The organism is Stenotrophomonas sp. SXG-1 (genome assembly GCF_014083965.1).
GTDB lineage: Bacteria > Pseudomonadota > Gammaproteobacteria > Xanthomonadales > Xanthomonadaceae > Stenotrophomonas > Stenotrophomonas geniculata.
On sequence record NZ_CP046588.1, the window covers coordinates 1289605 to 1315230 of the forward strand.

The window sequence follows — 25626 nt, forward strand, 5'->3', positions numbered from 1 at the left end:
GAGCGACCCAATGGAATGCCAGCGTAAAGAAGAGGACTACCTGGAGCAGCGCTCTGCGGCACTGGATGCTGAGCTGAACAAAGCCGCCGCAGGCTTGCCGCCTCCGACGATCAGCACCAAGGCAGCGGCGCGTTACCTCGGGGTCCACTTCGACACGCTTGGGGAGTGGCGCCGTCGAACGCCTCCTGCAGGGCCGCCCTTCGTGAAAGGCGCCGGCCGCGCTGCTGGAGGGGCCAACGAGCACGTCCGTTACCCTTACAACGAACTCGTTGCTTGGCAGGCCTCGCGTGTGGGGCGCAGCGTCAAAGAGCGTCGCTTGATCGACGAACTGGACGCGGCCCAGCAACGGGTCCGTGAACTGGAAATCGAACTGGCCTTGCGGCAGGCGCGGGACGACGCAAGCCGGTTGCGGAAGAAGCTGGGACGCATCGCAACGCTGGCCACGCTCGATGAGATTGCCGCGGTTCCCCATGAGTGGGCGTTGGTGGACGGCCAGGTGGCCGGTCATGTCTTGGTGGTGAGCGACGATGTGCTGAGCGGTGCACTTGAACGGGGCGATGTATGGGATGCCACAGTCGAGGTGGCGCTGCAGGCGCCTTGGGTCGACGGTGAGACGCGTGAGCCCTACCACGCCGCTTACGCAAAGGTGTTGCAGGTGGCGATGCACGAACTCTGCGAAGCCCAAGCCGCTCAGCGAGCCGGCGATCTGCAGGCGCGTTGGGCGCTAGGGGATACGATGCGTGTGTCCGCGCGGCCTTTCGCCCGAGACGAAGAAATGTCGTGAAGCGGGAAAAAGACCCAGGTGAGGCGACCATGGACATGTTTTAGAGACAGCGCGCAGTTGGTTCGAGCGGATGTCGCAGCGTGTAGCACCTGCTTGGATAGGTGATGGTCCTACAACCTCAGGGGGAAAAGATATGAACACAAGCATTGCAGCCGCCATGGGCTTCGACGACCTCTACAGTGGCAGTGAGGCCTTCCGCGAGCGCTTCGATGAGATGCTGGACGCAGTGAAGCTGCTGCCAGTGGCTCTCCAAGAGCGCGGGCGGTCACTGAGGTATCCCCAACTGCACAACGCTTGCGTGATGGGAGATGTCGAACTGGTGATGGCGCTCTTGGCCACCGGCCTGGACCCCGATGCGTATACCTACACTGACGACGAGGAGGATCAGCCTCCATTGGTCTGGCTGGCCCGGGATGTGGAGCTAAGTTTCGAGGTGAAGCGTCAGGTTGCCGAGGCACTGCTTGCTGCGGGAGCAAGCGTGGAAGAGGGGGAGCCGGAGGAAGAGGCCAAGAGCATTGGCGGCCACGATTTCGCCAGATTTTTGCTTTCCAAGATTCTGTCATCGAGCAGGGGCTAACACGTTGCTTTCAGCCATTCCGTCCGCTCCCATTGCTCACGCTTAGATGACTGTGCCGACGGAGCGGGAAGGGGCGGAACGACGCGAAGCGAAGCTGCCGCCAAACCTGCAGATCGCCAACTTGGCGTGCATACCCTGTTGTGCTTCGTCCTTGAAACACTTAACGAAATATGAATGGGCCCACCTATCTCAATATTGATTGAGACGTGGCCACCTATTTGACATCCGTGGCCACGCGGGTAGCATGGGGTCACCAACCCGAGGTAGCTATCATGACTTCTAATAAAAAGCTTCGCCTGTCGCTAGAGCGGGCTATCCAAAATAAGTTTGGGCCAGACCAGACCACTGAACTGTTGAGCTTTTTAGAGGGAGTTGACGCCAAACCCGATCTTTGGACCTCAAGAGGAATTAAATCTCATCTTGCTGATGTAATCACTGAAGCTCAGCGAGGTGAGCCTCAGTTAATCAAGCGCTCTACTGACGAGCTGCCCGTGCTCGTAATTTCACTCGGCTCAGTGATGGAGAATTTCCAGCCGCGCCAACAGACGTCGTTCTGGGAATATATGCGACATGATATGAAGCCGGTCATGCCTTTGTCTAAGCTTAAGGAGCTCAAGGCTCTACCCTTGGAGAAGATCGATATTTCGACTTTGAGCGCACAGGTTGCGGAGGCATGAGCCATCTTCTTTCAACAGATGCTCTAATAGATCTTGTTGCAGAAAATAATGGTCTTAAGATGGCCATTGCGGGGCTGGCAATTCATCAAGTTCAAATAAGTGTGGTTTCCATTGCTCACTATCGGGCGACCATTAATGCTCCCGGGGTCCCGCCCTCTGTACGAGGCATACATGCCGCAAACTTGGATGCCTTTGTCCACAAGGCAGAGGCGCAGCAGTTGCTGCGCGATGTAAATCTGCGTGTCGCCGAGGGTTACGCCCACCTTCGAGGGATGGAACTGAAGGATGGTGCAAAAAGAATGCTCTCAAGCGAGAATTTGTTCGTTTTGGCCACGGCATGGAAGCTTTCTTTGACGCTTATTACTCCGAATTATGCTTGGCTCTCTCAGCTAAGTCCGCTGGGACTTAAGTTGTTGGTATATAAAAAATGAGCGATCTTGACCTGTCTTTGGATGTCGTACTTAGAGCTCCCAGTAGCTTCAAGGTGTTGGCATTATCAGGTGGAGGATATAGAGGGCTGTTCGCAGCTTCGGTTCTTGAGAAGATTGAGGCGGACTACAAGTCGAAGGTTAACCAGAGATTTGAGTTGCTAGCCGGGACATCCATCGGAGGGATCATCGCTACTGCGTTGGCGGTAGGGGTTCCGGCTGCGACGATCTCTAGAGCTTTCGTTGACAGTGGTGCGAAAATATTTAAAAAGAGCAAGATTTCAACCCGCTGGCTGCCAGGGTGGACTGGGGCAAAGTATGATAGTGCGGGGCTCGAGGAAGTGATAAGGAAAATCCTTGGGAAGCATTCCAAGGTTAATCTTAGAGATCTCCATATTCCCTTGATTCTGCCAACGGTAAATGTGAGTACCGGCGGGCCTTGTGTGCTCCTCTCGGGGGGCGTCGATCCGAAGCGTGCGCAGGATCTCACCTTGCTGGATGCAGCTCTAGCCACTTCTGCTGCTCCCACCTACTTCCCGTCGCGAAAAATAGGTGGTGATGACATCGTCGATGGCGGCTTGATTGCCAACGCTCCAGATCTCGTAGCCTTAGCTGAGGCCACCCGCATGGCGAGGTTGGATATCATTGAAATGCTTAGTATCGGTACTTGCGCTGGATCGCTGGCGAGGCCTCCAGGCGATCCGATTATAGCTGGGAAGCTAGGATGGCTCGTTAAGCATCAACTGATAGAGTTGACTCTATCTGCACAGGAGAGCTTGGCGATTCAGACTATCAAGTCTTTCCTGGGGAGCCGATTTCTTCGAATTGATGCGGCCCCTGCCCAAGATGAGCTTCCGCATTTAGGGCTTGATGTCGCCACAGAAAAGTCGACAGCGCTTTTGCGGTCGATGGCTAGTAGAGCCTATGGGATTGCAATCTCATCCCATCAGCAGCAAATTGCCGATTTTTTCCGCTAATGAGTTGTCCGGCCCTTGTTTTTCGTCATGAGTGTCTATGGGATAAAGTCATACAGGATTGTGGGGCTGGTTATTGGTTGCTTGCTGCGAATGACGGCGCGAGGCAGCCGTACGTCGCTCGGCCTTCTCCTGTGTGATTTGTGCATAACTCACTAGCAGAAGCATCGGCAGCACAGCTGGCATGCTGAAGGCCAAGCGCGACTAACCGGGTGAGGAGGCTCGTGAGCCATTCCATCAGGCGAAACGCTAGTCAGGGACTACGCGAGGCGCGCCTCGGCTGTATCAGGGAGCGCGGCCATCCGGCTTGCGTGTAGGGCGAAGAGCGATCTAATGACTAAGCTGCAAAGTCCAATAAATGGCCGGCTCAACTCAAAAATTACCTCAACGTCGTTGACCGGACCAAGCTGGAGACTAGCCCGCGCAAGACCGGTGCCGCCAAGTTTGCCGGTACCAACGCCAGGACGACTAGGCTGAGGATCGCGCGGGCTCGCTCAGGGCGCGGCAGTAGGTCGGCGAAGGCCATCTGCAGGAAGAATGCCATGTAGGCGGCCGCCACGATAACCCAAGCGATGAAGAGTCGTTTACAGCCGCTGCGCCTGATCGTCGGCGAGGCGTGCGGTCGCCGAATCGCTGCGAGGCTGGGCAGCACGACCCAAATCCAGTGATGTCTAAAGCCTTGGCCAAATCCTTGCGTCTATCGGCGGCCAATCTCCACGCCACGTCCGACCCATTGGCCCAGGTGATTCTACCGGTCTCAAAACTGCCAGTGTCGAAGCAGAAGGAAGCGTTAAAGAGGCTGCGCGACCTTTCAGATTATTGTTAACGATAGACAGTACATGACGCTGCTTGGCTACTGCTTGAAGGGCGGCGCATCGAGGTGCTTCTTCGCCTGAACAAGTATCAAGCACTCCACTTTTGCCCGGGTCACCGCGTTGTAGAGCAGCCGCCGCTTTTGTTCGTTGTCTCCTGGCGTTGCCGCAGGCCAAAGAACCACAACATGGTCAAACTCTCTGTTCTTTGCCCTATGCACGGACATCGCCTTGTAACCGAAGTCCGAAGAGCGCTGGAACCTGACGCGGCTTGCGCAAATCTGTTTAACGGCGTCTGAGAGCATCTCTCGAGAGATTGCTACGTCACGCTTGGTCCGAATCAAGCGGTCTACCCAGTTGGCAAACTCTTCATAGATGCCTCGATTGCCTGTCGCTCTCACCGCCTCCAAGGCCTCGGCTGGGGTAGCAACAGCGGGAGCCACTATCCGAGCCAAGAGTGCTTCCACGACCTTTTGCTCAGCCTGTTCCCAATCGACTCGGTAGGGCCCATTGCCCTGCTTGGTGGCTTTGACGGCAGACGTCATCACAGTATCTTCTGCGAAGACCTTCACTATAGGGGATATAACTGCCAAGGACTTCCCCTTTACCTTCCATGCGATCTGGTTACTCAAGAAGGTAGACGCCAGTGCAGCGTTCGCTGTCGCTCTGACAGAGAACCCGGGGCCGATGGGGAGATCCAAGCCGGACCTGAGTGCAGCGGCTGCGTTGAGCAACGAATCGACGTTTGTGCGCATCGTCCGCTCCAGCTTTACGTGGTCTTCTTGGGTTTGGAGCCAGCCCCATGCCGGATTCGGTCGAAGGTCACCGTCCAAGCACTGGAACTCATCGGCAGCAATCAGCGTTGTCAGTTCCGATGCGAGGCGACGGACGACATCTAGGCGGTTTGCAGAGAGATCCTGGGCCTCGTCAATGATCAAGATGGGAAATGAGGCCTTCACCCAGAGCACGACGTGGCGGTGGTTGAGAAGGGCTGCGGCCACCCTGCACGTCTCTTCGTATTCGGATTCCCTCGGCTCACCGTAGTGCTCCTGGGTAGCCAGCGACTGCCAGCGTCGAACAAGCCTGGCGGCGAAGCTGTCTAGTGTGGCGCATTCGTAACGACGTTCAATTCCCGGAACCTGGGCAAGACGATCATCTAAGCGTCGCCTAGCGCCGTGCATGAAGGTCAGCGCTAAAACCTTACTTCCGATCTCCAAAGGCTTCTCGGCAATGACTTCTGCAAGCTTCTGCATCAGCTGGTATGTCTTGCCACTGCCCGCCCCGCCGGAAAAGACGGTAACGGTCATGGCTGGAAGACCCAGACGTTCTCGGCCCTGCTAAAGCGGGCGCTCTCCAGATCGGCGCAGGCCAACGCCATGCCCTTGAATAGGTCCGACGCTCGCCCTCTACATGCCTCGTTGTTGACGATGGCATCCGCGATAGACTCGTAGAGCACCAAGTCACACTTCTTCGTTTTTGCATGCGCTACGACCTTGGGCACATCGGCATCCGCCAACGTTGGAATATCCCTCGTTACTACCGCAATCGCAGCTGGGTCAGCAGAGAAGATCCAAGACAAGACATCTTCCAGCATCTGACCATCGGACCACCTGATGATAGAGCCGGGACGAGCCCCCGCCTGAGCAAGTTCCGCGGAGTATCGGAAGCCTTCTCCGTCGCCGTCCACAAGGCAGCAAACGCACGGATGCACCCGCTGAAGGTCGGTCCAAGTCTCAACTACCTTGGCATCTTCGGTTGGAACTAGGCCGACCTCCAACCCGAATGAGTGAGCATGCTCGCCTGCCCAGCCTTGTCTAAGCATGAGTGGCTTGAGAAGTGTCTGTAGCAACAGGTGATCTGAACGGCCCTCGGGGACCAGCACAAACGAGTGCATGAGGGCGTTGATGACCTCAGTCCGGTTGTGCTGATAGAACTTGCGTCGCCAGTTAGCCGCTTGACCATCAAGATTTTTCTCCAAGAAAGGCTTGGCGGTCAAAATCCCACCAGTGTTTCTAAGCAGCAAGACGGAGGTGGGATCAGCCATCGCGGCAATGGTTGGAGAGTGGGTGGTGACAAATGTCTGTGAGGACAGTGCTTGGACTCTCAGCACAATCTGCTGCTGTGTTGCCGGAGGCAGATGAAGCTCTGGCTCTTCCAAGGCCATGGTGAAGCCTTCGCCGCCTTTAGCACGCAGTCTTCCAAGCTCAAGGAGGAGGAACAGCCCCTGCAATGAAATCAAACCGTTTCCTTGGCGGGCGGCGGGCACGCTAGGTCCGTTCGGCACAGCGTAGTGGGCCGCCACGGCATCCAATACCGAGCGGCTGTCCGTGGAAGTGACACGAAGCCTCAGCTTAGGCGAGCCGGCAATACAGCGCGCGACCTCATCGTTCACGCTGTTAACTAGGGGCGCAATCTGCCTGTCGTCCTCAATGGCTGTTTCAGGCGATCGCAGCTGGTCCCGCTGGGCAATGATAGCTCCGGCTGGCTGCGCGGCTGCGGCATGAAGGGTCCTGCGGAAGAGTTCGCTGCCCCACGACAGAACTCGATCCCAGGTCCGACTTGCTCTAACCAGGAAGAACCCAAAGTGCTGTATGAGCCGATGGGGAACCGCTACCGGCGAGTCTTCATTGAAAGGGTCGACTGCGCCATCGTGGTCGTGGAAATAGCGCACGACCTCTACTGTGAGTGATAGCCGGTCAAAATAGGCTTGAACTGCAATCTGGCAGCAGAGATGTTTAGCAGTCTCTGTCGGCAAGGGATGAACCGTGCCGGTCGCCTCGTCCAACCACTTCGGGACAGCGCGCCCATCTCTGAACCATTCGGAGTGTTGATTGGGGTCATTGCCTTCAAAGCCCGTGATCGTCGCAATCAGCTTGATGCGGTCATTTGGCTGCGGATCTGACCCGAAGAAGTCGTGCTCCGTCAGGTCACGTACCAGGCGGTCTCTTCCAAGGAGCAGAGTGAGTGCCTCGATAACAGTGGTCTTACCAGTGTTGTTGCTCCCAACCAGAACTACGTGTTTGCTGAAGCGTAAGTAGCCTTTACTTACGCCACGGAACTTGTGGATGGAGAGATCTGCAACCTTCATGATTTACCCAGGCGTTATCGGAAACAAATTTCTTCACGAATCACTGCTGCCTTACCGCTATTTAACTGTCTCGCTCTTTATCCGCCACATAGCGGTGATATGAGCAGATTGTTTCCCCATACTCTTCTAGCCCAAGTGGTTCTGAACACACGGCGCACTCGCTATGCCCGAGCTCAAAGCCGCAAGCGAGACACATTTCTTCCTCATGAACATACGCCTCTTCGTTGCACTCGGGACAGGTGTCCAAGGGGTCGGGCCCGCCATCTTTTGCAGCCGAGAAGCTCGCACCAGCAAAAAAGCTAAGGAGTATGCGACCGAGCCACTCCTGATTTGAGCTGGTATGACCGCAAGCTCTGCACGCCCACCGCGCCTCAAATGCGTTGGTGTTTTGGACTTGAGTTTGCATGACCAAATGGGAGCTACACTCAGGACATCCCTCGCCTTCGATAGCATCCGTTAGCAAGGTCGGCCCATCTATTTGAGCATAAGACGCCTTACACTCTGCTCGGAGGCGGTCTTCGATCTCCTTCTCTCCAACAAGTAGAGACCAAGCGTCCTCTTCGATAGCATCCAGAGGGTCGACGCCCAAGTGCTTAGGCATGAACTGAGACAGAAAAAGAAGACCGTCGGCAAATGCACCACGGATCTGACCCACGTCGTCGACGTGATGGTGCTCAACGCGATTCCTGACTCCCGTGATCCGCTGCAAGAGGCTGGCGTCCACCTCAATGCCGAGCGACTTAAAGCGGGATATGATCTCAGAGACATCAACTGTCGTCCTCCCGGACCCCTCAAAGACGACCTTCCCCTGATCATTCAGCGCCGGGCTGATTTGCTTCCAAATCAAGATCTCGTCTTCGGGCGACAGGCGGCGAAGCTTCTCTTTGCACAAGAGCAGGATGCCCGCAGTCAGGTTTCGGACGGCTGAAGATAGGCGGGGAGGGGAACCTTCGTTGAAATCCTCCACGCCAACCTGTATTGCGTTGAGCGCGTTACGGTATATCGGATGCTCCGGCATCGTCCTCTCCCTAACTGCGGTTTTCGCAAGAGTAAAGCTTCTCCAAGGCTAAGAGGAGCCCCCAAGCTTCCACCCCGGGAGGAAAGGAAAGAAAACGCTTGTCAGATGTTTTGCGAAGGCAGGAGTCAGATATTGCTGTATTGCAGCATCGGCGACAACTTTCCTGCGGAGTGGCGGGTGGTCTGCGAAGTATATTTGCCGTGCGCGCGTTTCTAAGACGCCCAAGTAAACGCGGCTTGGCGTTTGGTGCCCATCGCTTGCGAGGGAGCGGGAGCAGGTCTGCGGCACCCGTTCCTACGAGAACCAGAGCCTGGGCTGACATAACCACGGCCCAGATGAGGAAGAAGCCCCTCCAGAACCCACCCCGCTTGGGCGTGGAGGAGCGTACGGTTGCCGTTGGGCCTCCTCCTGGCGCCGGTAGGCCCGGGCGTTGATCCAGTAGAGAAACCCCAACACGACCCAGGTGGCCAAGCCGGCCGTGACGGCGAGCCAACTCAGCGGGGCGCGCTGCTGCAGGTCGTCGAGGCCGTCGGCCATGAACAACAGGCTGGGTGACCGAAGTTTCAAGAAGATCGCTGGCAGCCGGGCGACGACCTGTATCCAATTCGCCACAGCCGTGGTGCCGCCTGCGCCCGGGAAAACTACTGCGATCGCCTATTCGGCATGCGCTAAGAGACGGTCAATCGCTTGCTTCCGCTTGCCCGGTGGGAGCGCGGCGAGCCCTTCGAGGGCTTGAGACAGCTTCGCTTGCTGGGCCTCGCTTTGAAGGCCCAGTGCCAAAATGGCGTCGGCCATCGCCGGCGTCGTCGCCAGCAAGTAAGCCGGCGGCACGTCCAGTGCCTGCGCCAGCTCAAACAGTGCTTCCAGGCTCACCGTCATCGATTCGCTTTCATAGCGACTGATGCGTGCCGATGCAGTGTCTTTGTCCAGGCCCATCCTGACCCCCACTTCGCGCTGGCTGAAGCCTCGAAGGATCCTGGCTTGGCGCAGTCGCGCCGCCACGATCGCTCGCGGAGTTGTCGGCGTAGTCACAGGCTGAACGGATGCAGTGCAGGCATGCACCGATGATGACCCAAGCCCTACGTCAGGGGTAGACTCTACGTGCCACGTAAGTTTGTGGCAAGTCCATCCAAAGGAACGAGGGGCTGTATGAAGAACGGGGCAGTTCTGGCCGGCGCGTTCGCGCTGGCTGTATCGACGGGCGCCAGCGCCCAATCCACGACCGCATCGGGCCTGCTTCGGCAGATCGGTGGGGCCCTCTCTGGGAAGTCCGGCTCGCAGGCCAAGGTGTCCCACCCCCTATACGCCGAACCTGCAGGGATGTATTGGGACCTGGACGAGGACACCCTTGAGGGTGCTCAGCACCTGCGCGAAGGGCTGTCTTCCACGGGGGCACAAGGGATCGACATGTGCGACATGGGCCTGCTGGCGATGGCCCATTCCGCCTACCAGTTGCCATCGGAAAAGCGGCAGTGGTGCTTGCGGCAGGCTTGGGTGGCCGCAAAGAGGACGACGGGCAGCCAAGAGGCGGAGCCGTCAGCGGCGGTGATCGAGCAGCGCTTCGGGCCGGCCTTCGACGCAAGGCTCGAGCGGTTCAAAGGGATTCGGCGGTATGCCGTTCGCCCGAACTTCAAAGCGCTGGGCGGAGTCAGCTACAACGCAGATCGGGGCGTGATGGAAGTGTTCGTGCCGATGCCGCAGATCTCGCTTGCTGGGTTGAGTGTCACGGGAAAGAACTTCGTCCCCTGGATTCGCAAGACGCCCACGGGCGTGTCCAGCCCGCCGAACGCGGGGCGCTACCGGTTGCTGATCCGGATGGACCCGGCCGAAGCGGCTAACCTCGCGCGTCAAGGCCGCTCGTTTCAAGACGACCGCGTGGTCTTCTCGGTCAATCGGGTTTGGATCGACGGCACGGAGCCCAAGATGGACGTGACCGTCGAGAAGGTGAGCCTGGGCTATCGGAACGAAACGATCGAAGTGGACGTCACTAAGAACCTAGGAGAAGGTGCATGAAGCGTGGAATGGTGGCCGCTGCAGTAGCCATTGTCGGCTTGGCCGCATGCAGCAAGGCGGACCAAGGGCCGTCGATGGAGCAGGTGGCGAAGGGTTATGAGCAGTATTTGAACGAAAACCTGGTGGCCGAGCTAGGGCAGCGCGTGGAAGTGCGTGGCTGGGAGGACTTGAACGCCGACTGCCATCCGAGCGGGCCCGAACGAACGACGTGCGTCACGGGCGGCACCCTCGATGTGATCGGTTTCCAGGGCGGTCGCCAGCTCAAGGAGAGTCCTGCACCCGTGCCGGCGCGAGCGGATCTGGTGTTTGAAAAGCGGGCAGGGCAGTGGCTGCTTGTTGATGCGCAGAAGAAGCCCTGATCGGCCCCTGTAACTCGCCCTCGGTTTCGCTCATTTGGAGGTTCCATGAATGTCCACGTTCGCTCTCACTCGACCGCGTCCAATATGCAGTGGGCCCTGCTCGCACCCGCAACGGTCCTTCTTGGAGGCGCTGGCCTGCTCGCCTTCGTAGGCGGTGCAGAAATTTCTGGAGAGCTTGGGCTTGCCTGGCAGGCTGTGGCGGCGTTCTCGGCTGGAGTCGGCGTGTTGGCGCTCCTCCTGCTGCTTTACGTGCTGAACTGGCGGGCGGCGCGCGTTCGGGCAGCCAGGGCGGTCAATCCCTTCTTGGAACCGAGGCGCGGGGGCTTTTGGAAGGGGGCACTGATGGGCACGCTGGTCGTGGTGGTCGTCCAGCTGGCGAGCATCGGTGTAGGGATCTTCTACCCTGGCCTGATCGAGTCGGAACGCAACTTCTTCGTGTCTGTCCCGCCGCTGGCGTTGGCCGCCCTCTACACCGTCTTCCCGATTGCGCCACTCATGGGCGGGCTGATCGGGCGCGTGTGGCGGGCCACCAGTCTGTAAGGCGTGCCGGCAGCTTCTGACAACCATCAAAGGGGGCAAATGCCCCTTTTCAGCGGTTCGCGAAAGATGCCGGCGGCGATGGCCACCTACTCCCTTCGATGCTCGATCAAAGCCGTCCGGCAGTTCTCGCAGGCGTCCCTGAGCCCCGATTGGGCCGCCGCGATCAATGCATCGGTGCCCATGACGGAAGCTTCGTTCCGTTCGACGATCAAGATTGGTATGGCCTCGGTGGCCTGCCGCCAATCGCTAGCTAAGCGTGGTTCTTTCTTGTTACCGCGAACGTTGCCCATCGTTGCTGCCTCCGTTGAAGATGGAAGCATCTAACCATGCGTCTGAAGCTTGGCAAGGTATACGGAGTAGCGGATCTGAAAATGTGTCAAGCCATTTGCGATCTGAGGCTTAACTGCTATCGAGCTCTCACTATCCCGTAAACTGATTCATCTCCCACTGCTAGTTTCCTTCTTCAAGCCGGTCTGTCATCCACGTTGAGTGTCGCAATGATCTCCCCGGCAACCTCAGCAGTTGCGCAGAGGAAGAAGACAGCATCCTTCTCCGCCGCCTGGGACAGGAAATGGTGGACGGTGATCAATGCGGCAGTCGTGTTCCTGACGAACACCTCGTGGCACTGCGAGAGCCGAACATGCGCAAGCTGGGCTGCGAGCGCCTGCTTGGTTGCGTGGACTTCGGCACGGTGATCGCTGTCAATTCGCCCGGGAAGACCCACTCCGCATCCGGTATAGACACATTTGTCCTTGAACCTGGTTTTCCAGACGAATTGAGGTGAGTTTAGTTCGAAGGGCGGAGCGTGGAGGGGATTGCTCTTGATCATGCAGTGGCGATGACTCTGGGCTGATCGCTTCCTGCGAGTTGCGCAAGAAGAGTCCGATGCCGTTCTTGACCGCTCAGCATTGAGCGGCGTCGGCGAGAATAGTTGCGCGAGCGTGAAGGTCCCGCGACTGAGTGACCTCTCGCTTTCGCCTTTGCTTCCTGCACACCCAGAGCACAAAGCGCGGCGTAGGCTGACGCCTTAACTCGAGGTTGTTAGGCATGCTCAATTGCTCGGTTGTCTTTGTAAGCTCAGCAGTAGAGGAGCTGACTGAAGTGCGGATTGCCGAGCTGATGGCAGCCGGCGCTGAGTTCAATGAGGCATGTGGTTCGCGCGCAGTTGTGTGCTTCGATGGAAGCCGCTTTTTCACCTACCTTGAGGGGACCGCCAGCGCGGTAGGTGCGACGATGGTCTATGTGGAGTCGCTGGACATCCACTCAGAGCTTGTGCAGCTCGCTAGAGGTGCTGTCCAAAAGCTTCGCTTCTCCGATCAGCCTCTGCTGTTCATGCGGGTGTCCACTCCCTGTTTGAAGACCTTGGTTCGAGCGGACTGGACCAACTTCTCACAGCGTTTGAAGGGCAGGTTTGAGCCCGTGACGGGCATGGAGCAGCTCGCCGAGCTCGTTGCCCGACACCGAGAGCCAGCCGAGGCCTAGTGCGCGCCGTGGGCACGTAGTAGGGCGCAACTGGGGTTCGTTTCAGGATGAGGGTTTGCTTTCAATGCGGGAGCGCTTGATGGCACCTGCGGCGAAGATCCCCGCGATAACGAGGGTGCGGTGCGGGATCTTGAGACGCGAGCAAGGACGACAACGCCGCGATTGGGCGCATAACAGGGGGCGGCTTGTCGAGCCGGGTGGCCCTAGAGCCGGTTGGTGCAGGTTATTCTGCACAACCCAGCTTCGAGCATAGAAATGCACGCCTTCCAGGATTGGACGTTCAGCGCCAATGGCAGAATCATAACCGCCAGAGTGGAGGTGGATGGAAACGGGGGTGGAACCATCACTCGGTTTGAGACTCGTCCTGGTCCCGCTCAAAGCGGCCTTTCGATCAAGGTCAGCTCTCAGCGGGAGGCGGCCACCAAGCTGGAGCAGATCCTTACTGATCTATTGGGCGCTGGCTGGTAGGGCCTGGGTCCATCAGGGATATCTGTTCGGTGAGCATCCGAAGAGACTGCTGAAAGGCAGCGGTGAAGATCGGGCCATCGAGGCCGGCATGAGTGTCCGCCGCTTCCACCAACATCAGGTCCCAGATCCGGCGCAATGATGGCGGATCACTGTGGGTGGCGATGGTCGCGCCGAGTGCGTACTCCATCGCTTTGAGGTATCCCCGATGCGCTTCTAAGTCGACCTCGCATGCGTGCAGGCGTTCAGCAAGTTGCTCCAGGGTGTATGTCATAGCGGACTCGACTTGAGGATGAATACGAGAGATAGTCCATCTAGGTCATTAGGCAGACACAATGAGCATTCTCAACGTCTTGCTGAGCCCTAGCCAGCTCCTCGTTGCTGTTGACACCCTGGCAGAGGATGCCCGGACCGGCGCCCACTCCTCGGGCGCCAAAATGCTCCTGATTCCGCAGCACAATCTCGTGATGGCCGCACGCGGGTCTACGCAGTTTTTTCTTCGTGTCTACGAGCTGGCGCTTCAGGCGAGCTTCCGCGCAGATTTCACGATGGAACAGCTTTCCGCGGAGCTGGGCTTGGTGCTGGACCAACTGTGGCCGAACTACGTAAGGGCAGCTGCCGAAGCGCGCCTACCGATTGACCATCTCGGGACTGAGCTGGTTCTTGGGGGCTGGTCGCCCAGGAATGGTCGGATGATGGCAACTGCGTACGCCAAGAACGACAGCACCAGACCTACCATTGTTCAGTGCCTTGATGGCGGCTTGGCCTCGCCGGGAGAACCCTTGGCCGGCAGGCCTGAGAGCTTTGCCCCAGCCGATGTCCTCGCAGCCGGCAAAATCCAGGCCACTTGGCTTAACGCGCGGGTAGGGCGGCAGGTGGCTGGTGGTCGGCTTCTGGCGACGTTGCTGCGCGATGGGCAGGCTGTGATGCAAGATCTAGGTGCGATCTAGATCTTCGGGCACCAGCCCCGCTAGCGCCAGGATCCTGTCCTTTCTCATCTGCTCTCCCCAGAGAACCCACGCTTGGTCTACGGTCAAAATCCCCGTCACCGCGCATGCGGGACAGGTGAGCTCCACCCCCCCCACAGCATCGGTAAGGCCTTGGCCACGCGACATACGCGATTCGTCCCCACACGAGCCACACTTGGCCTGTAGGGATTCCACTCGCTCGATCGTTCCATTCAGGCGCAGCAAAGGGCGAATCCGAAGGATCCGGAAAGCGGTCGAGGGTGTCATGTGTCATACCTGAGAGGGGCTAGACACAGGGGCGAAGGATTTCGCGCCAGAGAGGAGCCAGTTGGGTCAACCTTACACCATGAACCGTTAAGAGTTTCATTCCGGCCGAAGCTCTGCGCCCCAGAGGAAGGCTCTAGAGCCTGCTCACCGGATCGATACGCGCGGATGCCATGAGAGTGTGCCCCCCAAGCGAAGCGCTCCACCGTGTGCCTTTACGCCATGGCCTGGGTAATGCGCAATCCAATCCTGGTCTCGACCTCACGGGGTGTCAGGCAAGGCTCCCCGGGGAAGGGGGGGGCTTCACGAACGCTGGTGTGTGGTCAGCTTTTGGCATTAGGCGGAAGCCACGGCATGGTGCCGGCGTGCTGATTAGAGCCGCACCCCGAGTGCGTCGAGCGTCGGAGTTGTCATCGTTCCTGTCGCTCGAATGCCGTGGGCCAATTGGAACATGCGCAGCGCCGATTGGGTTTCAGGGGTAAGCGCCCCGTCGATGGCGCCCGGATCGTAGCCCTTGGAATAGAGCGCTGCTTGGACGCGCATGATGAGCAGCTTGAGCGCATCGGCGTCCCGTCCCTCCGTGACTGGCTTTTCGTAAGTGCCAGGTTCCAAGGTCAGGTTGTTCGTGGACCTCGAGTTTGCTCGGGTGGCCGGCTCCAAATTATGGGTCGGGTAGCTGTTCAAATGGCTGGCGCCACTCCCGGTGGTTCGGGGAGCTGCGGGCGCCGCCGGTGCCGCTGGCGCGGTGTAGCGGGTGGGCGGTGGGCTATAGGTCGCCGGTGGCGGGGTGTAGGAGCGATACGAGCTTCCCGACCCGGACGAATGGGAGCGATGGGAACTGTGTGATCGATGGGAGCTGTGGCTGCGGTGCCCTGCATACAGGTTGTGCCGGCCTGCATTCAACGAGGTGCTCAGGACAGTCGCGTATTTCCCGTCCATCTCGGAGAGCCTGGAAAGGTCGGACTGGCCCTTGGGCGGCTCCGTGCCCAGGGTTCCCAAGGTGGCGGCGCCGACGATCATCAGTGCGTTGGACATGATCAGGTTTCCAGGACAGGAGAGATGGACCGGCTGGTCCAAGCCGGTGTGACCCACGAGAAGAAGCCGCCGCACTGCTGGCGAACCAAGCAGCCATCACAGGCGGGCAGGTAGTCGTTCTTCCAAGGCGAAATGCTTTGCACGGCGTAGGGCCAAAGCGATCGGTCCAACGCGCACAAGGGCAGGTTGTAGAGCGAGACCGGGATTCCGCCCGCGGCCAGCAGCCCTACCGCTTCGGACAGGACGTCACCGTAGTCCGCTGGATCGGCCCAAAGCTCACGCTGATGGGCTTTGGCAAAGCCGATGGGCTCGATGCCCATCAGTGCAACGTGTTCGACGAAGGGCAGGTTTCGCCATATGTAGCGGGCCAGCTGTGCCAGCCGCTCGACCGTGGGCTTGACCAACACGACTCGGATCTCCACCCGCTGCTGGGCGGCCTCCAGTGCGTAAAGCCCACGAAGGGTCTGAGCGAACGCCCCCTCGCTTTGCACGACGTAGTCGTGCAAGGCATAGCGGTCTCCGTAGAGCGGAATGCCCCAGCTCAGGTTAGGATGGAGGCCCGCAAATTTCGCGTGCAGGCCGGGCTCACGCATTCGGCCGTTGGACAGGATGTGCAGGTGGGTGTTGGGCAGCACGTGCGCGCATTTGGCCACCACGTCGACCAACCCGTCACCTAGCAGGGTCGGTTCCCCGCCGCTGATCGCCAGCGAAGGTTCCTCCGGATCGATGAGGTCAATCAGGTCCAGGAGGTGCCTCACCCGCCAATCGTCTTGAACGTCTCGGGGCGGCTGAGAGCACATCAGGCAGTAACTGTTGCAGCGCTCGGTGGCGAACAGCACATTGCCGGTGTCTCCGCGCCGGTAGCGGATCGCCACTTTCTTCTGCAGGGGATTGAGCTCCAACACATCCCCTGGCTTGCAAACACCCGGCGGACCTTCCAAGTGAACGAGAGGAGCCTCACTGGGTGAGCGCAACCCGCTGGAGGGCAAGACTGCACCCCAAGGCAGGTTTAGCAGCTCATTGCTGGCGTGGTCCGCTGGGACGTCCCGCAGGTCCAGGGCCAAGCGCTCGAAGGGAAGTGCTGATTGGGCAAACTCTGCCAGCGACACGACCTTGAGCAGGCTGGCCTTCGCCGACGGCGCCAGCTCGGCTCTGGTTTCAAGCGGCAGCATGGACGGCGTCCTCCACCGATGGCTTCGGATTGGCCCAGGAGCGCATCAATCCTTGGATGTTCCGGTCAGCCTTCTCGTAGCGCTCCAGCAGGAAATCAAAGAGCCCCATGTTCCGCCGGCAGAAGTCGCTGCTGGGCCGATGGCCGATGGGATCCCCCTGGCGGGCGTAGTGCTCGATCGGATCAGCGCCGCACATAGGCACAAACGCGCAATCGGAGCACGTGGGTAGGGCCTCGGCGACGCCGGCGTCCAGCAAGCGGCCCATGGCGGGCGAGGACAGCCATTGGCCGACCGGTTGGCTGACGTGGCCCAAGGCAAAGGCATCGTCCCCCATGGCGGCCAGCATGCGTGCCTCATCCGACGGATAGACCCGCCCATCATGGTCATAAATGACGGCGCCCAACCCGGCTCCGGAGGGTGATCGGAGATCGACGTAACCGTGCCCGAACGAAGTGAAGAGCTGGGAGAGAAGGAGAGACGCGTAGGACTCTTCCATGGCGTAGCCGGCCAGGTTCACCGACAGCAAGTGGTCGAATGCGCGTCGGTAGAAGGCCAGGAAGTCTTCCGTGGGGTAGCCGGTGCGGCGGGCCGTCTTGGTGGCGAATCCGTAGGGGCTCAGGGGACGCAGGGAGATGCTGTGGAATCCCAGCGTCCGGTATTCGTCGATGATGGCCTCAGGGACCTCGAGGCTCTGGCGGGTCAGGGTCGTCAGCGCCGAGACGGCATCGTCTCCCAGCCAACGGCGTCCGCGTTCAATCCCCTCAACAGTCCGCCGGTAGCTGTCGCGACCGGGTCTGGGGCGATTGGCGTTGTGAAGCCATTCGGGACCGTCCAGTGACGTAGAGAGCTTGAAGCGATGTTCGGTCAGAAACGCCAGCTGGTCGTCGGTGAGGTCATGCAGGGTGGATGCCAGCACGAACCGCAGCGAGCGTCGGGCGGTCCGATTGCGCTCGACGATCTGCCGGGTGATGGCCTTCACTTGCTCAAAATTGAGCAGGGGTTCACCCCCTTGGAATTCGATCGTCAGTTCTTGGCTCGGCCATTCGAACAACCGTTCCACCGCCTGTCCGGCGTGCGCGCTTTCCATGTCGAACGCAGTGGCGCTCGTTTCCTGCCGCGACACTTGGCAATAGTTGCAGGTGTGGTGGCAACGCAGGGAAACCACGAAGATGTGGAGAGCAGGTCCACCCATCAGGTAGGACTTTCGGCTGCGGATTTGACTAAGCAGAGGCGCCAAGCTGCTTCGGTAGGTGCCGGCAACGGCCAGGTGCCGGGCTTCCAAATCCGCAAAGAGGGCGGACTCGGTCGGCAACTGGTGGGTCACCAGACGCTGAACGTCCTCCATCTTCATCAGGAGCCAGTCGCCTGCCATCGACGAGACGAAGGCCCGATCGTGATCCCACGGCAGACGCCGGAACCGTAGAGGCAACAGTTGGTAGTCCGATGGCGCGGCGAAAGCCTCAGCGAGCCTAAACCTCGACATGGGGCACCGCCGGCTGTGCCTGGTTCAGTGCTGCACGAAGCAGCTCCTGCTGAAGTCCGCTCGTCTCCGCTCGCACGGCCGCTCGCAGGCGTTCGTCAAGCAAATCTCGAGAAAACCGGGCCCAGATGTCCTCTGGCACCGTACAGCCGTCCGGAGACCAAATGCCAACGATGAGGTTGGCGCCTTGGCAGCGCACCTCTATACCAAGCTGGCCGGTATAGCGATGCGCGGCCCGAGCCGCCACGTCGTCTGAATACAGTGCGCGATCAATAATGAATTGCGAGCGTTCCATTGCCCATCCCCCTTTGATGCACGAACTGTGCTCCTGACCGGGCGCTGTTGCAAGTTCGGCAGTCGGAAGTCCCACTTGCTGCAGATTCCCTGTCTCCACAAAGAGCAGCGGTAGCTTGGGGCCTTCTTTCAAGCGCTGGACGCCCGCAGCCTATGCTCCGGAATGAAGCCAAACAAGCTTCTTTGCAGAGGATGGGCGGCCATGAGAGACATTGTCTTTCGGTCTTAATGGCGCCGATCGTGGAAGCGCGATATGCGGGCTTGACCGAGCCGATAGTGCTTACTCGCAACTACTTGGGGCAGCGACCTGCTCCTTGATGCGCAGGCAGTGATCTTTCAACGTTGGATTGAGCGCAAGTGCCGGCATTGCCGCCGCATCAGCGTGGAGTGCGAGCAGCTGGCTTTATCGGGCGAATCTGACACCCAAGTGCGGAGCCTGGTCGATATTAATCAACAATCTCCATGCCAGCCCAGCTGAGCGAATAGCCCGGGGCAGGAATGCCGCAGCGGCACAAAAGAAGGCGCCGCGCTCGTGACAGATAATCAAGAGCTCTCCAGCAATCGTGCTGAAGCGATAACTGAGCTTAGTTAGGTCGTTCTGTTCAGGCCTCGTCGCGTGGCAGCTTTCTATCGAACCTTTCTCGTGCGGATCGAAAGCTGCTGACGTTCTCTACAATCCAAGTCCAAAGAGGGACCATTCGAACCAGGAGCTCATATCCAGAGTCGGAGAGTGCATATTCGACATGGGGCACCACTTCATCGAACTCGCGACGCACTACCAGCCCATCGCGCTCCAAATGGCGAAGCGTACGGGTCAGCATGCGTTGCGTGATTCCGTGCATCCGACGGCCGATCTCTGCATGTCGAAGCTGACCATAAACGCCTAGTGTATGAATGACACCTAGCGACCAACGGCTGCCTGCATGGGCAAGGACCTCTCGACGAAGCCCATCGTCATCATCTCGAAGTCCATCGCAGACCGTCTGGGAGTACTGAAGGATGTCTTCTCTACGGAGATTGTCTGACGGCAGTATCACGCGTGTGCCCATCTTTCGCGCCAGTTCACGGGCTGGCAGTATACCGGAAAGACAAGCTGAAGTGAGTGCAGTGATGAATAATGTGAATTATGACGTTAAGTCGAGAAATATTCTTGTATTGGGAGCGGGTGAGCTCGGTATGCCGGTGCTGCGCAGTCTGGCGCGTCGTGCGAAGGAAGTTGATGGAGCAAAAATAAGTGTCCTGCTTCGCGAAAGTGCCGTCAAATCGGGCAATCCGTCCAAGCAGAAGGATATTTCAGATATTCGTAATGCGGGTATCGAAATTGTGCTGGGGGATTTGGTGGATGACTCGATCGATGAGTTGGCTTCTCTCTTCTCCCGCTACGATACTGTGATCGGCTGTGCTGGCTACGCTGCGGGCATCAACACGCCTATGAAGCTTGCCAAGGCCGCGCTCCAGTCTGGCATTCCGCGCTACTTCCCATGGCAGTTCGGGGTGGACTTCGAGGCGATCGGTCGTGGTGGTCCGCAGGATATCTTCGATGCGCAGCTGGACGTTCGCGAGTTGCTGCGGTCGCAAGACAGGACCGATTGGGTCATCATCTCGACAGGTATGTTCATGAGCTACTTGTTTGAGCCCGAGTTTGGCGTGGTTGATCTCGAGAACAGTGAGGTCCACGCGCTGGGTAGTCTTGATAATGCTGTTACGCTAACAACACCCGATGATATTGGCCGCCTAACTGCGGAGATCGTGTTCTTTGATCCAACGATTCGTAATGAGATTGTCTTCTTGGCTGGCGACACCGTCACCTATGGTGAAGTTGCGGATAAATTGGAGGCTGGTCTTGGTCGATCCTTCAAGCGTTCCGTCTGGACGGTGCCTTTCCTCTTGGAAGAGCTGAAGAACGATCCCAAGAACATGATGCGCAAATACCGGGCTGCATTCGCCATCGGCCGCGGCATGTCTTGGTCGAAGGCCGGGACATTTAATGAGCGCGAAGGCATTCCGGTCACGGACGTGTCAGCGCTGATCGCCGCTGAGCTGGGAGGTGTTAAATAGCTTGCCTGGGCTAGTCGTCGTCCTCGCTGGGCAACTGGCGGTAGAGAGGTAGTCCTTGCTAGATCTGCGGCGAGTTACTTGAGGTGCTGATCGCAGCGTCTGTTTAGTAATGCCAAGTGGTTCCACAGATTAGGTGGGAGTCATGTGTGTCCCTGAGGTCCGCTACTTGCGCTGATTCAGGAGCCGCTCAGCGCCGGATAGCCCACCTGCGATGAGCGAGCGATGCCGCTTGGCGGTTGATTTTGATAGGCGGTCGGCCTGAAGTTCACTTCATGTTGCCTCCAACACCGAGGTATCACGCCAACGCGGCCGCCCTCCGGGGCGGACCGCGGCTTTGATGACACCAGGAGAGAGCTTGTGCGTACCGAGCTCCAGTTGTAGACGGAGCTAGATTCTCCGCCACGGGCATCGAGGAGGCCGTCAAGTAGCTGGGAGTGCCGAAGGGCTCGTTCTGCTACTACTTCGACAGCAAGGAAGCCTACGACCTTGTCCATCTGAGCGATCAGCCCAAGGGGGCTAGACTGCCCCAGCGGCACTCAAAGGCGCTCTGGTCGAGCCAGGCATCCATGAACTCTCCAGCAAGCACGCTCAGTCAATAGTTGAGCCCAGAGAGATCGCTCTGTTCAAACCTCTTCGCGTGACAGCTTGCTGGCGAACGGCTCTCGTACGAATCGAAGGCTGTTGAGGATTCTCTCCAATCCAAGTCCAAAGAGGAAATAATTGAGCCAAGATTTCGTCTCTCGGGTCAGCAAGTGCATATTCGACTCGGGGTGCCAGCTCATCTAAGTAGTGACGCACTTACCAGCCCATCGCGCTCCAAATGGCGAAACCTACGGGTCAGCATGCGTTGTGTAATCCCGTGCATCCGACGTCCGATCTCTGCAGGACGAAGCCAACCATTGAAGCCGAGTTGGTTATGCGTGTGTATCCCTGCCTCCGTCCGGGAATATCCATTCAATGGGAGATAGTCAGGGGCAATGTGGACCTCTCCCCTGACAGGAGGCGCCGCCTGCCTCGAGGGGGGCATGTCCTTGCCTTCGCTGGCAACTATGGACAAGTCATGGACAAACGAAAGATACATGTTCCTGCTGATTTCGATGGCGCGCAGCTGTAAACGGGCAGGACCGACTCTTTGGATACGCAGCGCCTGTCAAGAAAGGTGGTGAACGTCGCGCAATGTCGCTTATATGGTGGTCATTGCGAAAAGTCCAGGTGGGGTGCTACTCCGCTGTGGGAGGGCTAAGGTTGTGCCGGATGGGGCCGATCACTGGCCCGCTGACGTTGTCGGCCAGGAGCCAACTCCTCCCCCATGAAAGGTGTGAATGTGAAGAATTTCTTGATGCGGTTCAGGGTCGGTACCCGCTTGAGTGCCGCCTTCGCTATCTTGATCGCGGTTGCGATGTCCATCGTTGCGTCCGGTCTTTGGACGCTGTCCCGTGCTGAGCGAAGCATGGACTCGATAGTCAAAGAGAGCATGGAGCGCATTCGACTCTCCAAATCCATGGCAAGCGCGAACATGCAGATCAGTATCTCGTTGCGTGAACTGATCATGCTGCAGGACAAGGATGTCCAGGCATCCTTGATGCGAAAGATCGCCGAGCAGCGGAAGGTGTACGACGAGGCTCGTGATGCCCTCTACGCAACCCCTGCCGACGAGGAAGGGAAGAGGATTCGTGCCGTCATCACCGAAAAGCGACTCGCAGCGCGTCGGGTCAATGACTCAGTTGTCGAGGCGGCCTCGCAGGGTGACGTAGTTCAGGCTACCAAGCTTCTCGCAGAAGGAGATGTGCTCCTCAATGAGTGGCAAGCTGCCATCTTTGCCAACGCGGAGCTTCAGGAGCGCTTGGCGGACGCAAGCTATCGTGAGGCACAAGCCGCGAGCGCCAGCGGTCGCACGATGCTTATCACAGCCGGGCTTCTCGCGATCGTGCTCAGCATCGCGTTGGCAATTGCGATCACGCGCAGTTTGACCGTTCCTTTGGAGCAAGCCACAAGAACTGCCAATGCCATTGCATTGGGTGGCATCGAGAACTTGATCAAGGTGGAGGGACGAGACGAGACAGCAGCACTGTTGAGAAGCATGAGCGCGATGCAGGATCGCATCAAGGCTCTCATCGCTGATCAGGAGGAAATGGCCTCTGCTCAGGCCGAAGGGCGGACGTCCCATCGTATTGATAGCTCCCGTCATCCGGGTGCCTTTGGCCAGCTCGCAATTGACACCAACGCCATGGTTGAGCGCTCCAACATGCTGATCGAACAGATCGTCGACATCGCTCAGCATTACGCGATAGGGGACATGAGCGTACGGATGGAGGCTCTGCCCGGAGATCAGACCGCTATCACAGAAGCTATGGAGACCACACGAAGCAATTTGTTGGCGATCAACGAGGAGATTCGTCGTCTTGTTCAAGCCGCGGCATTGGGGGACTTTTCACAACGCGGAACTTCAGATGGCTTTAGTCACAGCTTCCGAGAGATGATCGATAACCTTAACCAGATGTTCGACGTCAGCGACCGAAGCCTTTCGAGTATCGCGAGTCTGCTGGGGGCGGTGGCTCAAGGCGATCTGACCTACCGTGTAGCCGGCCAGTTCAGTGGCGTTTTCGCCAAAATGCGTGATGCCGCGAACTCCTCCTCGGAGCAGCTTGGCAGCATCGTACGAGGCATCCAGGACGGAGCCGGAGTCATTCGGGTGTCCGCCGCGGAAGTGAGCAAGGGAAGCTCGGACCTGTCACGTCGCACGGAGCAGCAGGCGGCGAACCTGGAGGAGACGGCTGCGTCGATGGAGGAGTTGACTTCCACGGTGCGCCAGAACGCGGATCATGCCTTGCAGGCTAGCAAACTCGCTTCGGACGCTGGTGAACTTGCCCTTCAGGGGGGCCGCGCCGTTGATCGGGCAATGGAAAGGATGGAAAAGGTTGAGGGGTCGTCTCAGCGCATCGCAGACATCACCACGGTGATCGATGGGATTGCCTTCCAAACCAACATACTAGCGCTGAACGCGGCCGTGGAGGCTGCTAGGGCAGGGGACCAAGGTCGGGGGTTTGCAGTGGTTGCAAGCGAGGTCCGGACGCTGGCCCAGCGCAGCGCTGAGGCAGCGAAGGAGATCAAGCAACTCATTGATCGCTCGGTCCAGGATGTGGTCGACAGCTCGAACGAGGTCCGGCAGACGGGGGCCACCATCCATCAGGTCGTTGAGAGCGTCCAGCGCGTACGCGACATGATCACGGAGATATCCGCAGCCTCCCAAGAACAGACTGCGGGCATTGAACAGGTTAACCAGGCGGTGATGCAGATGGACGAGGTGACACAGCAGAATGCTGCATTGGTGGAAGAGGCCTCAGCAGCAGCCGGTGCCGTCGAAGACCAGGCCGATGGGCTTGCTCAGGCAGTCGCATTCTTTAAGGTAAATACTGAGTTCCGCCCCCGTTTGGTTCACGCCAGTTGAGTCCGATCCCGCCGGATAGCAATCTGTCCGGCGGGTCCTAACCCCGGAGTCAGGAATGCGCAAGTCATCCGCTAAGCGGCGATCTTTGCGATGGGCACTTCTCCGTTCAGCGCCTTTTCTTCTGGGGATAGCCGTGGTCGCGAGCACTCTGGCGGCGGCCCAGTTGGCAGTCACGCAGCGGGCTAAAGTTGAACTTGCCGACTATACGGTCGTTCTCTTGGAACACGCTCAAGATGTTGCCCGTGCCGGCGTTGATGGGTTGAACAAGGCGCTGTTGATAGATGCCGCGCCCTGTGGAGATGAGGACTTAGCCGAGCTGCGTCTCATAGCGTTTCACTCCCGCTACATTAAGGATGTTGGGAGATTGAGCAACGGGCGATTGATATGTACAGCAATATGGGGGCGCCTTCCTACGCCTGTAAAGCTTGTCGCTCCGAATCGCCTCGTTCGAGGCTATTCGCTCTGGCGGAGCGTGGCCGCCCCTGGCGATGGGCGCATCAAAGTGGACCTCGCGTCGTACGGAAACGCCATTGTGACCACGGCTCCAACGGCGTTTGAGCGAGTGGCAGTGCCCATGGAGGGGGGCGGAGCGTTGGTGGTCACGCGAGACGGCAGACACCGGTTTCAATCCTTTGGCGCAGTGCAGGAAATGTCGCTGGGCACGAACGGGGCGTTGACTCCATCTGCCGGGCACGTCGCCACACGCGCCTGCAGCAGTGAGTTCGATATCTGCGTCGTTGCCCAAGCCGCATCCGGCAGCCTATGGAACGAACCTTCTTGGACAGTTACGTCCATCCTTGCGCTGGCTCTGGCTGGAGGAGCAGGGTCAGGGGCTCTACTGAAGGTCTTCCAAGGGCGGCGGGAAGCTCTGGACCTAATGCTGACTCGCGCAATCAGGCACGGAGACATCGACTTGGTCTACCAACCACTGCGACGCTTGTCTGACCGTCAGATGATCGGTGTCGAGGTCTTGGCTCGTTGGCGGACACTGACTGGATCCGATGTTTCGCCCGACACCTTCGTACCCATGGCGGAACACCTGAAACTCGGCACTGAGCTGGCGAAGGTGGTGGTCGCGAAAAGCCTAGATGAGATTGGATGGCGCCTACGATGTGGGGACGGCTTCTACGCAAGCATCAACCTGTCTGCCCAGGACATTCTGAGCATCGGACTAAGACAGTTTCTGCTTGCGCAGACAAAGATTTATGGAGTTTCGGCATCCGCCATAGTCCTAGAGCTGACAGAGCGATCCACTGCCTCTCAGCAGCTGCTGATAGAGGCGCTGCGCGAGCTGGAGCAGGCGGGCTTCAGGGTGTACCTGGACGATTTTGGAACTGGCTACTCGAACTTCGCCTATCTGGCTGACCTTCCTCTCGCAGGGCTGAAGATGGACCGCCGGCTCACCAGAGCTGCAGGCACTCATTCTCCGGCGAGCCATGCCGTTGAAGCCATCTGCGCAATGGCTAAGGCGCTGAAGCTGCCGCTTGTAGCCGAAGGCGTTGAAACCGAGCAGCAGGCGATTGCAATGTGCCGGCTCGTTCCCGACGCCGTTGGTCAAGGCTGGCTCTTAGGAAAGCCATGCAAGGCCGGCGCATTGCCCGCAGGTGAGAAGTTTGAAGGGCGACATCTGTGAAAGTTGGGCCCAGGACAACACAGAGCGGCGCTCCTCAGAAGGCCAGCGCGCAATGGA

General features: G+C 58.8%; 25 protein-coding genes. 13 read left to right on the forward strand and 12 right to left on the reverse strand.

The window, feature by feature from the left end; genetic code table 11:
- The first annotated feature begins 10 nt into the window (after positions 1-10).
- The 5 genes from GOC52_RS05910 to GOC52_RS05930 all read left to right on the forward strand — a co-directional run bounded on the left by GOC52_RS05910 (position 11) and on the right by GOC52_RS05930 (position 3443).
- Positions 11-784 (forward strand): nucleotide-binding protein, encoded by a 774-nt coding sequence (locus GOC52_RS05910; protein WP_191850903.1) that lies wholly within the window; start codon positions 11-13, stop codon positions 782-784.
- A 133-nt stretch (positions 785-917) separates the two neighbouring features.
- On the forward strand, positions 918-1361 hold the full coding sequence (locus tag GOC52_RS05915) for a hypothetical protein (protein WP_191850905.1): 444 nt from the start codon (positions 918-920) through the stop codon (positions 1359-1361).
- Between the two features lie 272 nt (positions 1362-1633).
- A complete protein-coding gene (locus GOC52_RS05920) occupies positions 1634-2038 on the forward strand; it encodes a hypothetical protein (RefSeq protein WP_191850907.1) in 405 nt (134 codons plus the stop codon).
- Positions 2035-2469, forward strand: a complete 435-nt coding sequence (locus tag GOC52_RS05925) for a hypothetical protein (RefSeq protein ID WP_191850909.1) — start codon at positions 2035-2037, stop codon at positions 2467-2469. Before GOC52_RS05920 ends, GOC52_RS05925 begins: the two co-directional genes overlap by 4 nt.
- Entirely contained in the window at positions 2466-3443 is a 978-nt protein-coding gene (locus GOC52_RS05930; RefSeq protein WP_191850911.1) for a CBASS cGAMP-activated phospholipase, read from the forward strand. The genes GOC52_RS05925 and GOC52_RS05930 overlap by 4 nt, the downstream gene beginning before the upstream one ends.
- A gap of 850 nt (positions 3444-4293) precedes the next feature.
- On the opposite strand, the gene GOC52_RS05935 is transcribed toward GOC52_RS05930, so the two are convergent.
- The 4 genes from GOC52_RS05935 to GOC52_RS05950 all read right to left on the reverse strand — a co-directional run bounded on the left by GOC52_RS05935 (position 4294) and on the right by GOC52_RS05950 (position 9306).
- Entirely contained in the window at positions 4294-5559 is a 1266-nt protein-coding gene (locus GOC52_RS05935; protein WP_191850913.1) for an ATP-binding domain-containing protein, read from the reverse strand.
- Positions 5556-7340, reverse strand: coding sequence for an ATP-dependent nuclease (locus tag GOC52_RS05940; RefSeq protein ID WP_191850915.1), 1785 nt, complete (start codon positions 7338-7340; stop codon positions 5556-5558). The genes GOC52_RS05935 and GOC52_RS05940 overlap by 4 nt, the downstream gene beginning before the upstream one ends.
- Before the next feature lie 61 nt (positions 7341-7401).
- Entirely contained in the window at positions 7402-8358 is a 957-nt protein-coding gene (locus GOC52_RS05945; RefSeq protein WP_191850916.1) for a hypothetical protein, read from the reverse strand.
- A 654-nt stretch (positions 8359-9012) separates the two neighbouring features.
- A complete protein-coding gene (locus tag GOC52_RS05950; RefSeq protein WP_238794443.1) occupies positions 9013-9306 on the reverse strand; it encodes a helix-turn-helix domain-containing protein in 294 nt (97 codons plus the stop codon).
- A gap of 201 nt (positions 9307-9507) precedes the next feature.
- Here GOC52_RS05950 and GOC52_RS05955 point away from each other — a divergent pair, with 201 nt between their 5' ends.
- The 3 genes from GOC52_RS05955 to GOC52_RS05965 are packed head-to-tail and all read left to right on the forward strand — an operon-like array spanning position 9508 to position 11270.
- Positions 9508-10371 (forward strand): hypothetical protein, encoded by an 864-nt coding sequence (locus GOC52_RS05955; protein WP_191850920.1) that lies wholly within the window; start codon positions 9508-9510, stop codon positions 10369-10371.
- A complete protein-coding gene (locus tag GOC52_RS05960; protein WP_026346942.1) occupies positions 10368-10730 on the forward strand; it encodes a hypothetical protein in 363 nt (120 codons plus the stop codon). Before GOC52_RS05955 ends, GOC52_RS05960 begins: the two co-directional genes overlap by 4 nt.
- A 45-nt stretch (positions 10731-10775) precedes the next feature.
- Positions 10776-11270, forward strand: coding sequence for an ABC transporter permease (locus GOC52_RS05965; protein ID WP_231110266.1), 495 nt, complete (start codon positions 10776-10778; stop codon positions 11268-11270).
- 463 nt (positions 11271-11733) lie between these two features.
- Here the strand turns inward: GOC52_RS05965 and GOC52_RS05970 are convergent, their stop codons facing one another.
- Positions 11734-12099: a hypothetical protein gene (locus tag GOC52_RS05970; RefSeq protein WP_191850922.1), complete on the reverse strand. Its 366-nt coding sequence runs from the start codon at positions 12097-12099 to the stop codon at positions 11734-11736.
- Between the two features lie 218 nt (positions 12100-12317).
- Here GOC52_RS05970 and GOC52_RS05975 point away from each other — a divergent pair, with 218 nt between their 5' ends.
- Positions 12318-12752 (forward strand): BLUF domain-containing protein, encoded by a 435-nt coding sequence (locus tag GOC52_RS05975; protein ID WP_019659243.1) that lies wholly within the window; start codon positions 12318-12320, stop codon positions 12750-12752.
- Positions 12753-13191: 439 nt separating this feature from the next.
- Here GOC52_RS05975 and GOC52_RS05980 read toward each other — a convergent pair whose 3' ends face one another.
- Complete coding sequence (locus GOC52_RS05980; protein WP_065183090.1) at positions 13192-13491, reverse strand: hypothetical protein; 300 nt, start codon at positions 13489-13491, stop codon at positions 13192-13194.
- A gap of 61 nt (positions 13492-13552) precedes the next feature.
- On the opposite strand from GOC52_RS05980, the gene GOC52_RS05985 reads away from it, so the two are divergent.
- The gene (locus GOC52_RS05985; protein ID WP_019659241.1) at positions 13553-14167 is read left to right on the forward strand and encodes a hypothetical protein; all 615 of its coding nucleotides are present in this window, start codon (positions 13553-13555) and stop codon (positions 14165-14167) included.
- A gap of 654 nt (positions 14168-14821) precedes the next feature.
- Here GOC52_RS05985 and hxsA read toward each other — a convergent pair.
- From hxsA to GOC52_RS06010, 5 genes are all read right to left on the reverse strand, one after another.
- Positions 14822-15484: a His-Xaa-Ser repeat protein HxsA gene (gene hxsA / locus GOC52_RS05990; protein ID WP_191850924.1), complete on the reverse strand. Its 663-nt coding sequence runs from the start codon at positions 15482-15484 to the stop codon at positions 14822-14824.
- A gap of 2 nt (positions 15485-15486) precedes the next feature.
- The gene (gene hxsC / locus GOC52_RS05995; protein WP_191850926.1) at positions 15487-16656 is read right to left on the reverse strand and encodes a His-Xaa-Ser system radical SAM maturase HxsC; all 1170 of its coding nucleotides are present in this window, start codon (positions 16654-16656) and stop codon (positions 15487-15489) included.
- A complete protein-coding gene (gene hxsB / locus GOC52_RS06000; RefSeq protein WP_238582451.1) occupies positions 16643-18028 on the reverse strand; it encodes a His-Xaa-Ser system radical SAM maturase HxsB in 1386 nt (461 codons plus the stop codon). Before hxsB ends, hxsC begins: the two co-directional genes overlap by 14 nt.
- Before the next feature lie 97 nt (positions 18029-18125).
- Positions 18126-18563: a hypothetical protein gene (locus GOC52_RS06005; protein ID WP_238794424.1), complete on the reverse strand. Its 438-nt coding sequence runs from the start codon at positions 18561-18563 to the stop codon at positions 18126-18128.
- Between the two features lie 469 nt (positions 18564-19032).
- Positions 19033-19479 carry a winged helix-turn-helix transcriptional regulator gene (locus GOC52_RS06010; protein WP_080112492.1) on the reverse strand — a complete coding sequence of 149 codons (447 nt, stop codon included), beginning with the start codon at positions 19477-19479 and terminating at the stop codon, positions 19033-19035.
- Positions 19480-19540: 61 nt separating this feature from the next.
- Here GOC52_RS06010 and GOC52_RS06015 point away from each other — a divergent pair, with 61 nt between their 5' ends.
- Entirely contained in the window at positions 19541-20488 is a 948-nt protein-coding gene (locus GOC52_RS06015; RefSeq protein WP_053442702.1) for an aromatic alcohol reductase, read from the forward strand.
- A gap of 778 nt (positions 20489-21266) precedes the next feature.
- On the opposite strand, the gene GOC52_RS20900 is transcribed toward GOC52_RS06015, so the two are convergent.
- Complete coding sequence (locus GOC52_RS20900) at positions 21267-21569, reverse strand: winged helix-turn-helix transcriptional regulator (RefSeq protein WP_203218405.1); 303 nt, start codon at positions 21567-21569, stop codon at positions 21267-21269.
- A 228-nt stretch (positions 21570-21797) separates the two neighbouring features.
- Here GOC52_RS20900 and GOC52_RS20825 point away from each other — a divergent pair, with 228 nt between their 5' ends.
- Both GOC52_RS20825 and GOC52_RS06030 read left to right on the forward strand, forming a co-directional pair.
- Positions 21798-23936, forward strand: a complete 2139-nt coding sequence (locus GOC52_RS20825) for a methyl-accepting chemotaxis protein (RefSeq protein ID WP_274600463.1) — start codon at positions 21798-21800, stop codon at positions 23934-23936.
- A gap of 55 nt (positions 23937-23991) precedes the next feature.
- Positions 23992-25569: an EAL domain-containing protein gene (locus tag GOC52_RS06030; protein WP_032955122.1), complete on the forward strand. Its 1578-nt coding sequence runs from the start codon at positions 23992-23994 to the stop codon at positions 25567-25569.
- The last annotated feature ends 57 nt before the right edge of the window (positions 25570-25626 follow it).

Coding starts and splice junctions, on each gene's coding strand:
- GOC52_RS05910 (WP_191850903.1), top strand. CDS start 11: ATGGAATGCCAGCGTAAAGAAGAGGACTACCTGGAGCAGCGCTCTGCG.
- GOC52_RS05915 (WP_191850905.1), top strand. CDS start 918: ATGAACACAAGCATTGCAGCCGCCATGGGCTTCGACGACCTCTACAGT.
- GOC52_RS05920 (WP_191850907.1), top strand. CDS start 1,634: ATGACTTCTAATAAAAAGCTTCGCCTGTCGCTAGAGCGGGCTATCCAA.
- GOC52_RS05925 (WP_191850909.1), top strand. CDS start 2,035: ATGAGCCATCTTCTTTCAACAGATGCTCTAATAGATCTTGTTGCAGAA.
- GOC52_RS05930 (WP_191850911.1), top strand. CDS start 2,466: ATGAGCGATCTTGACCTGTCTTTGGATGTCGTACTTAGAGCTCCCAGT.
- GOC52_RS05935 (WP_191850913.1), bottom strand. CDS start 5,559: ATGACCGTTACCGTCTTTTCCGGCGGGGCGGGCAGTGGCAAGACATAC.
- GOC52_RS05940 (WP_191850915.1), bottom strand. CDS start 7,340: ATGAAGGTTGCAGATCTCTCCATCCACAAGTTCCGTGGCGTAAGTAAA.
- GOC52_RS05945 (WP_191850916.1), bottom strand. CDS start 8,358: ATGCCGGAGCATCCGATATACCGTAACGCGCTCAACGCAATACAGGTT.
- GOC52_RS05955 (WP_191850920.1), top strand. CDS start 9,508: ATGAAGAACGGGGCAGTTCTGGCCGGCGCGTTCGCGCTGGCTGTATCG.
- GOC52_RS05960 (WP_026346942.1), top strand. CDS start 10,368: ATGAAGCGTGGAATGGTGGCCGCTGCAGTAGCCATTGTCGGCTTGGCC.
- GOC52_RS05965 (WP_231110266.1), top strand. CDS start 10,776: ATGAATGTCCACGTTCGCTCTCACTCGACCGCGTCCAATATGCAGTGG.
- GOC52_RS05970 (WP_191850922.1), bottom strand. CDS start 12,099: ATGATCAAGAGCAATCCCCTCCACGCTCCGCCCTTCGAACTAAACTCA.
- GOC52_RS05975 (WP_019659243.1), top strand. CDS start 12,318: ATGCTCAATTGCTCGGTTGTCTTTGTAAGCTCAGCAGTAGAGGAGCTG.
- GOC52_RS05980 (WP_065183090.1), bottom strand. CDS start 13,491: ATGACATACACCCTGGAGCAACTTGCTGAACGCCTGCACGCATGCGAG.
- GOC52_RS05985 (WP_019659241.1), top strand. CDS start 13,553: ATGAGCATTCTCAACGTCTTGCTGAGCCCTAGCCAGCTCCTCGTTGCT.
- hxsA (WP_191850924.1), bottom strand. CDS start 15,484: ATGTCCAACGCACTGATGATCGTCGGCGCCGCCACCTTGGGAACCCTG.
- hxsC (WP_191850926.1), bottom strand. CDS start 16,656: ATGCTGCCGCTTGAAACCAGAGCCGAGCTGGCGCCGTCGGCGAAGGCC.
- hxsB (WP_238582451.1), bottom strand. CDS start 18,028: ATGGCAGGCGACTGGCTCCTGATGAAGATGGAGGACGTTCAGCGTCTG.
- GOC52_RS06010 (WP_080112492.1), bottom strand. CDS start 19,479: ATGGGCACACGCGTGATACTGCCGTCAGACAATCTCCGTAGAGAAGAC.
- GOC52_RS06015 (WP_053442702.1), top strand. CDS start 19,541: ATGAATAATGTGAATTATGACGTTAAGTCGAGAAATATTCTTGTATTG.
- GOC52_RS20900 (WP_203218405.1), bottom strand. CDS start 21,569: ATGTATCTTTCGTTTGTCCATGACTTGTCCATAGTTGCCAGCGAAGGC.
- GOC52_RS20825 (WP_274600463.1), top strand. CDS start 21,798: ATGAAAGGTGTGAATGTGAAGAATTTCTTGATGCGGTTCAGGGTCGGT.
- GOC52_RS06030 (WP_032955122.1), top strand. CDS start 23,992: ATGCGCAAGTCATCCGCTAAGCGGCGATCTTTGCGATGGGCACTTCTC.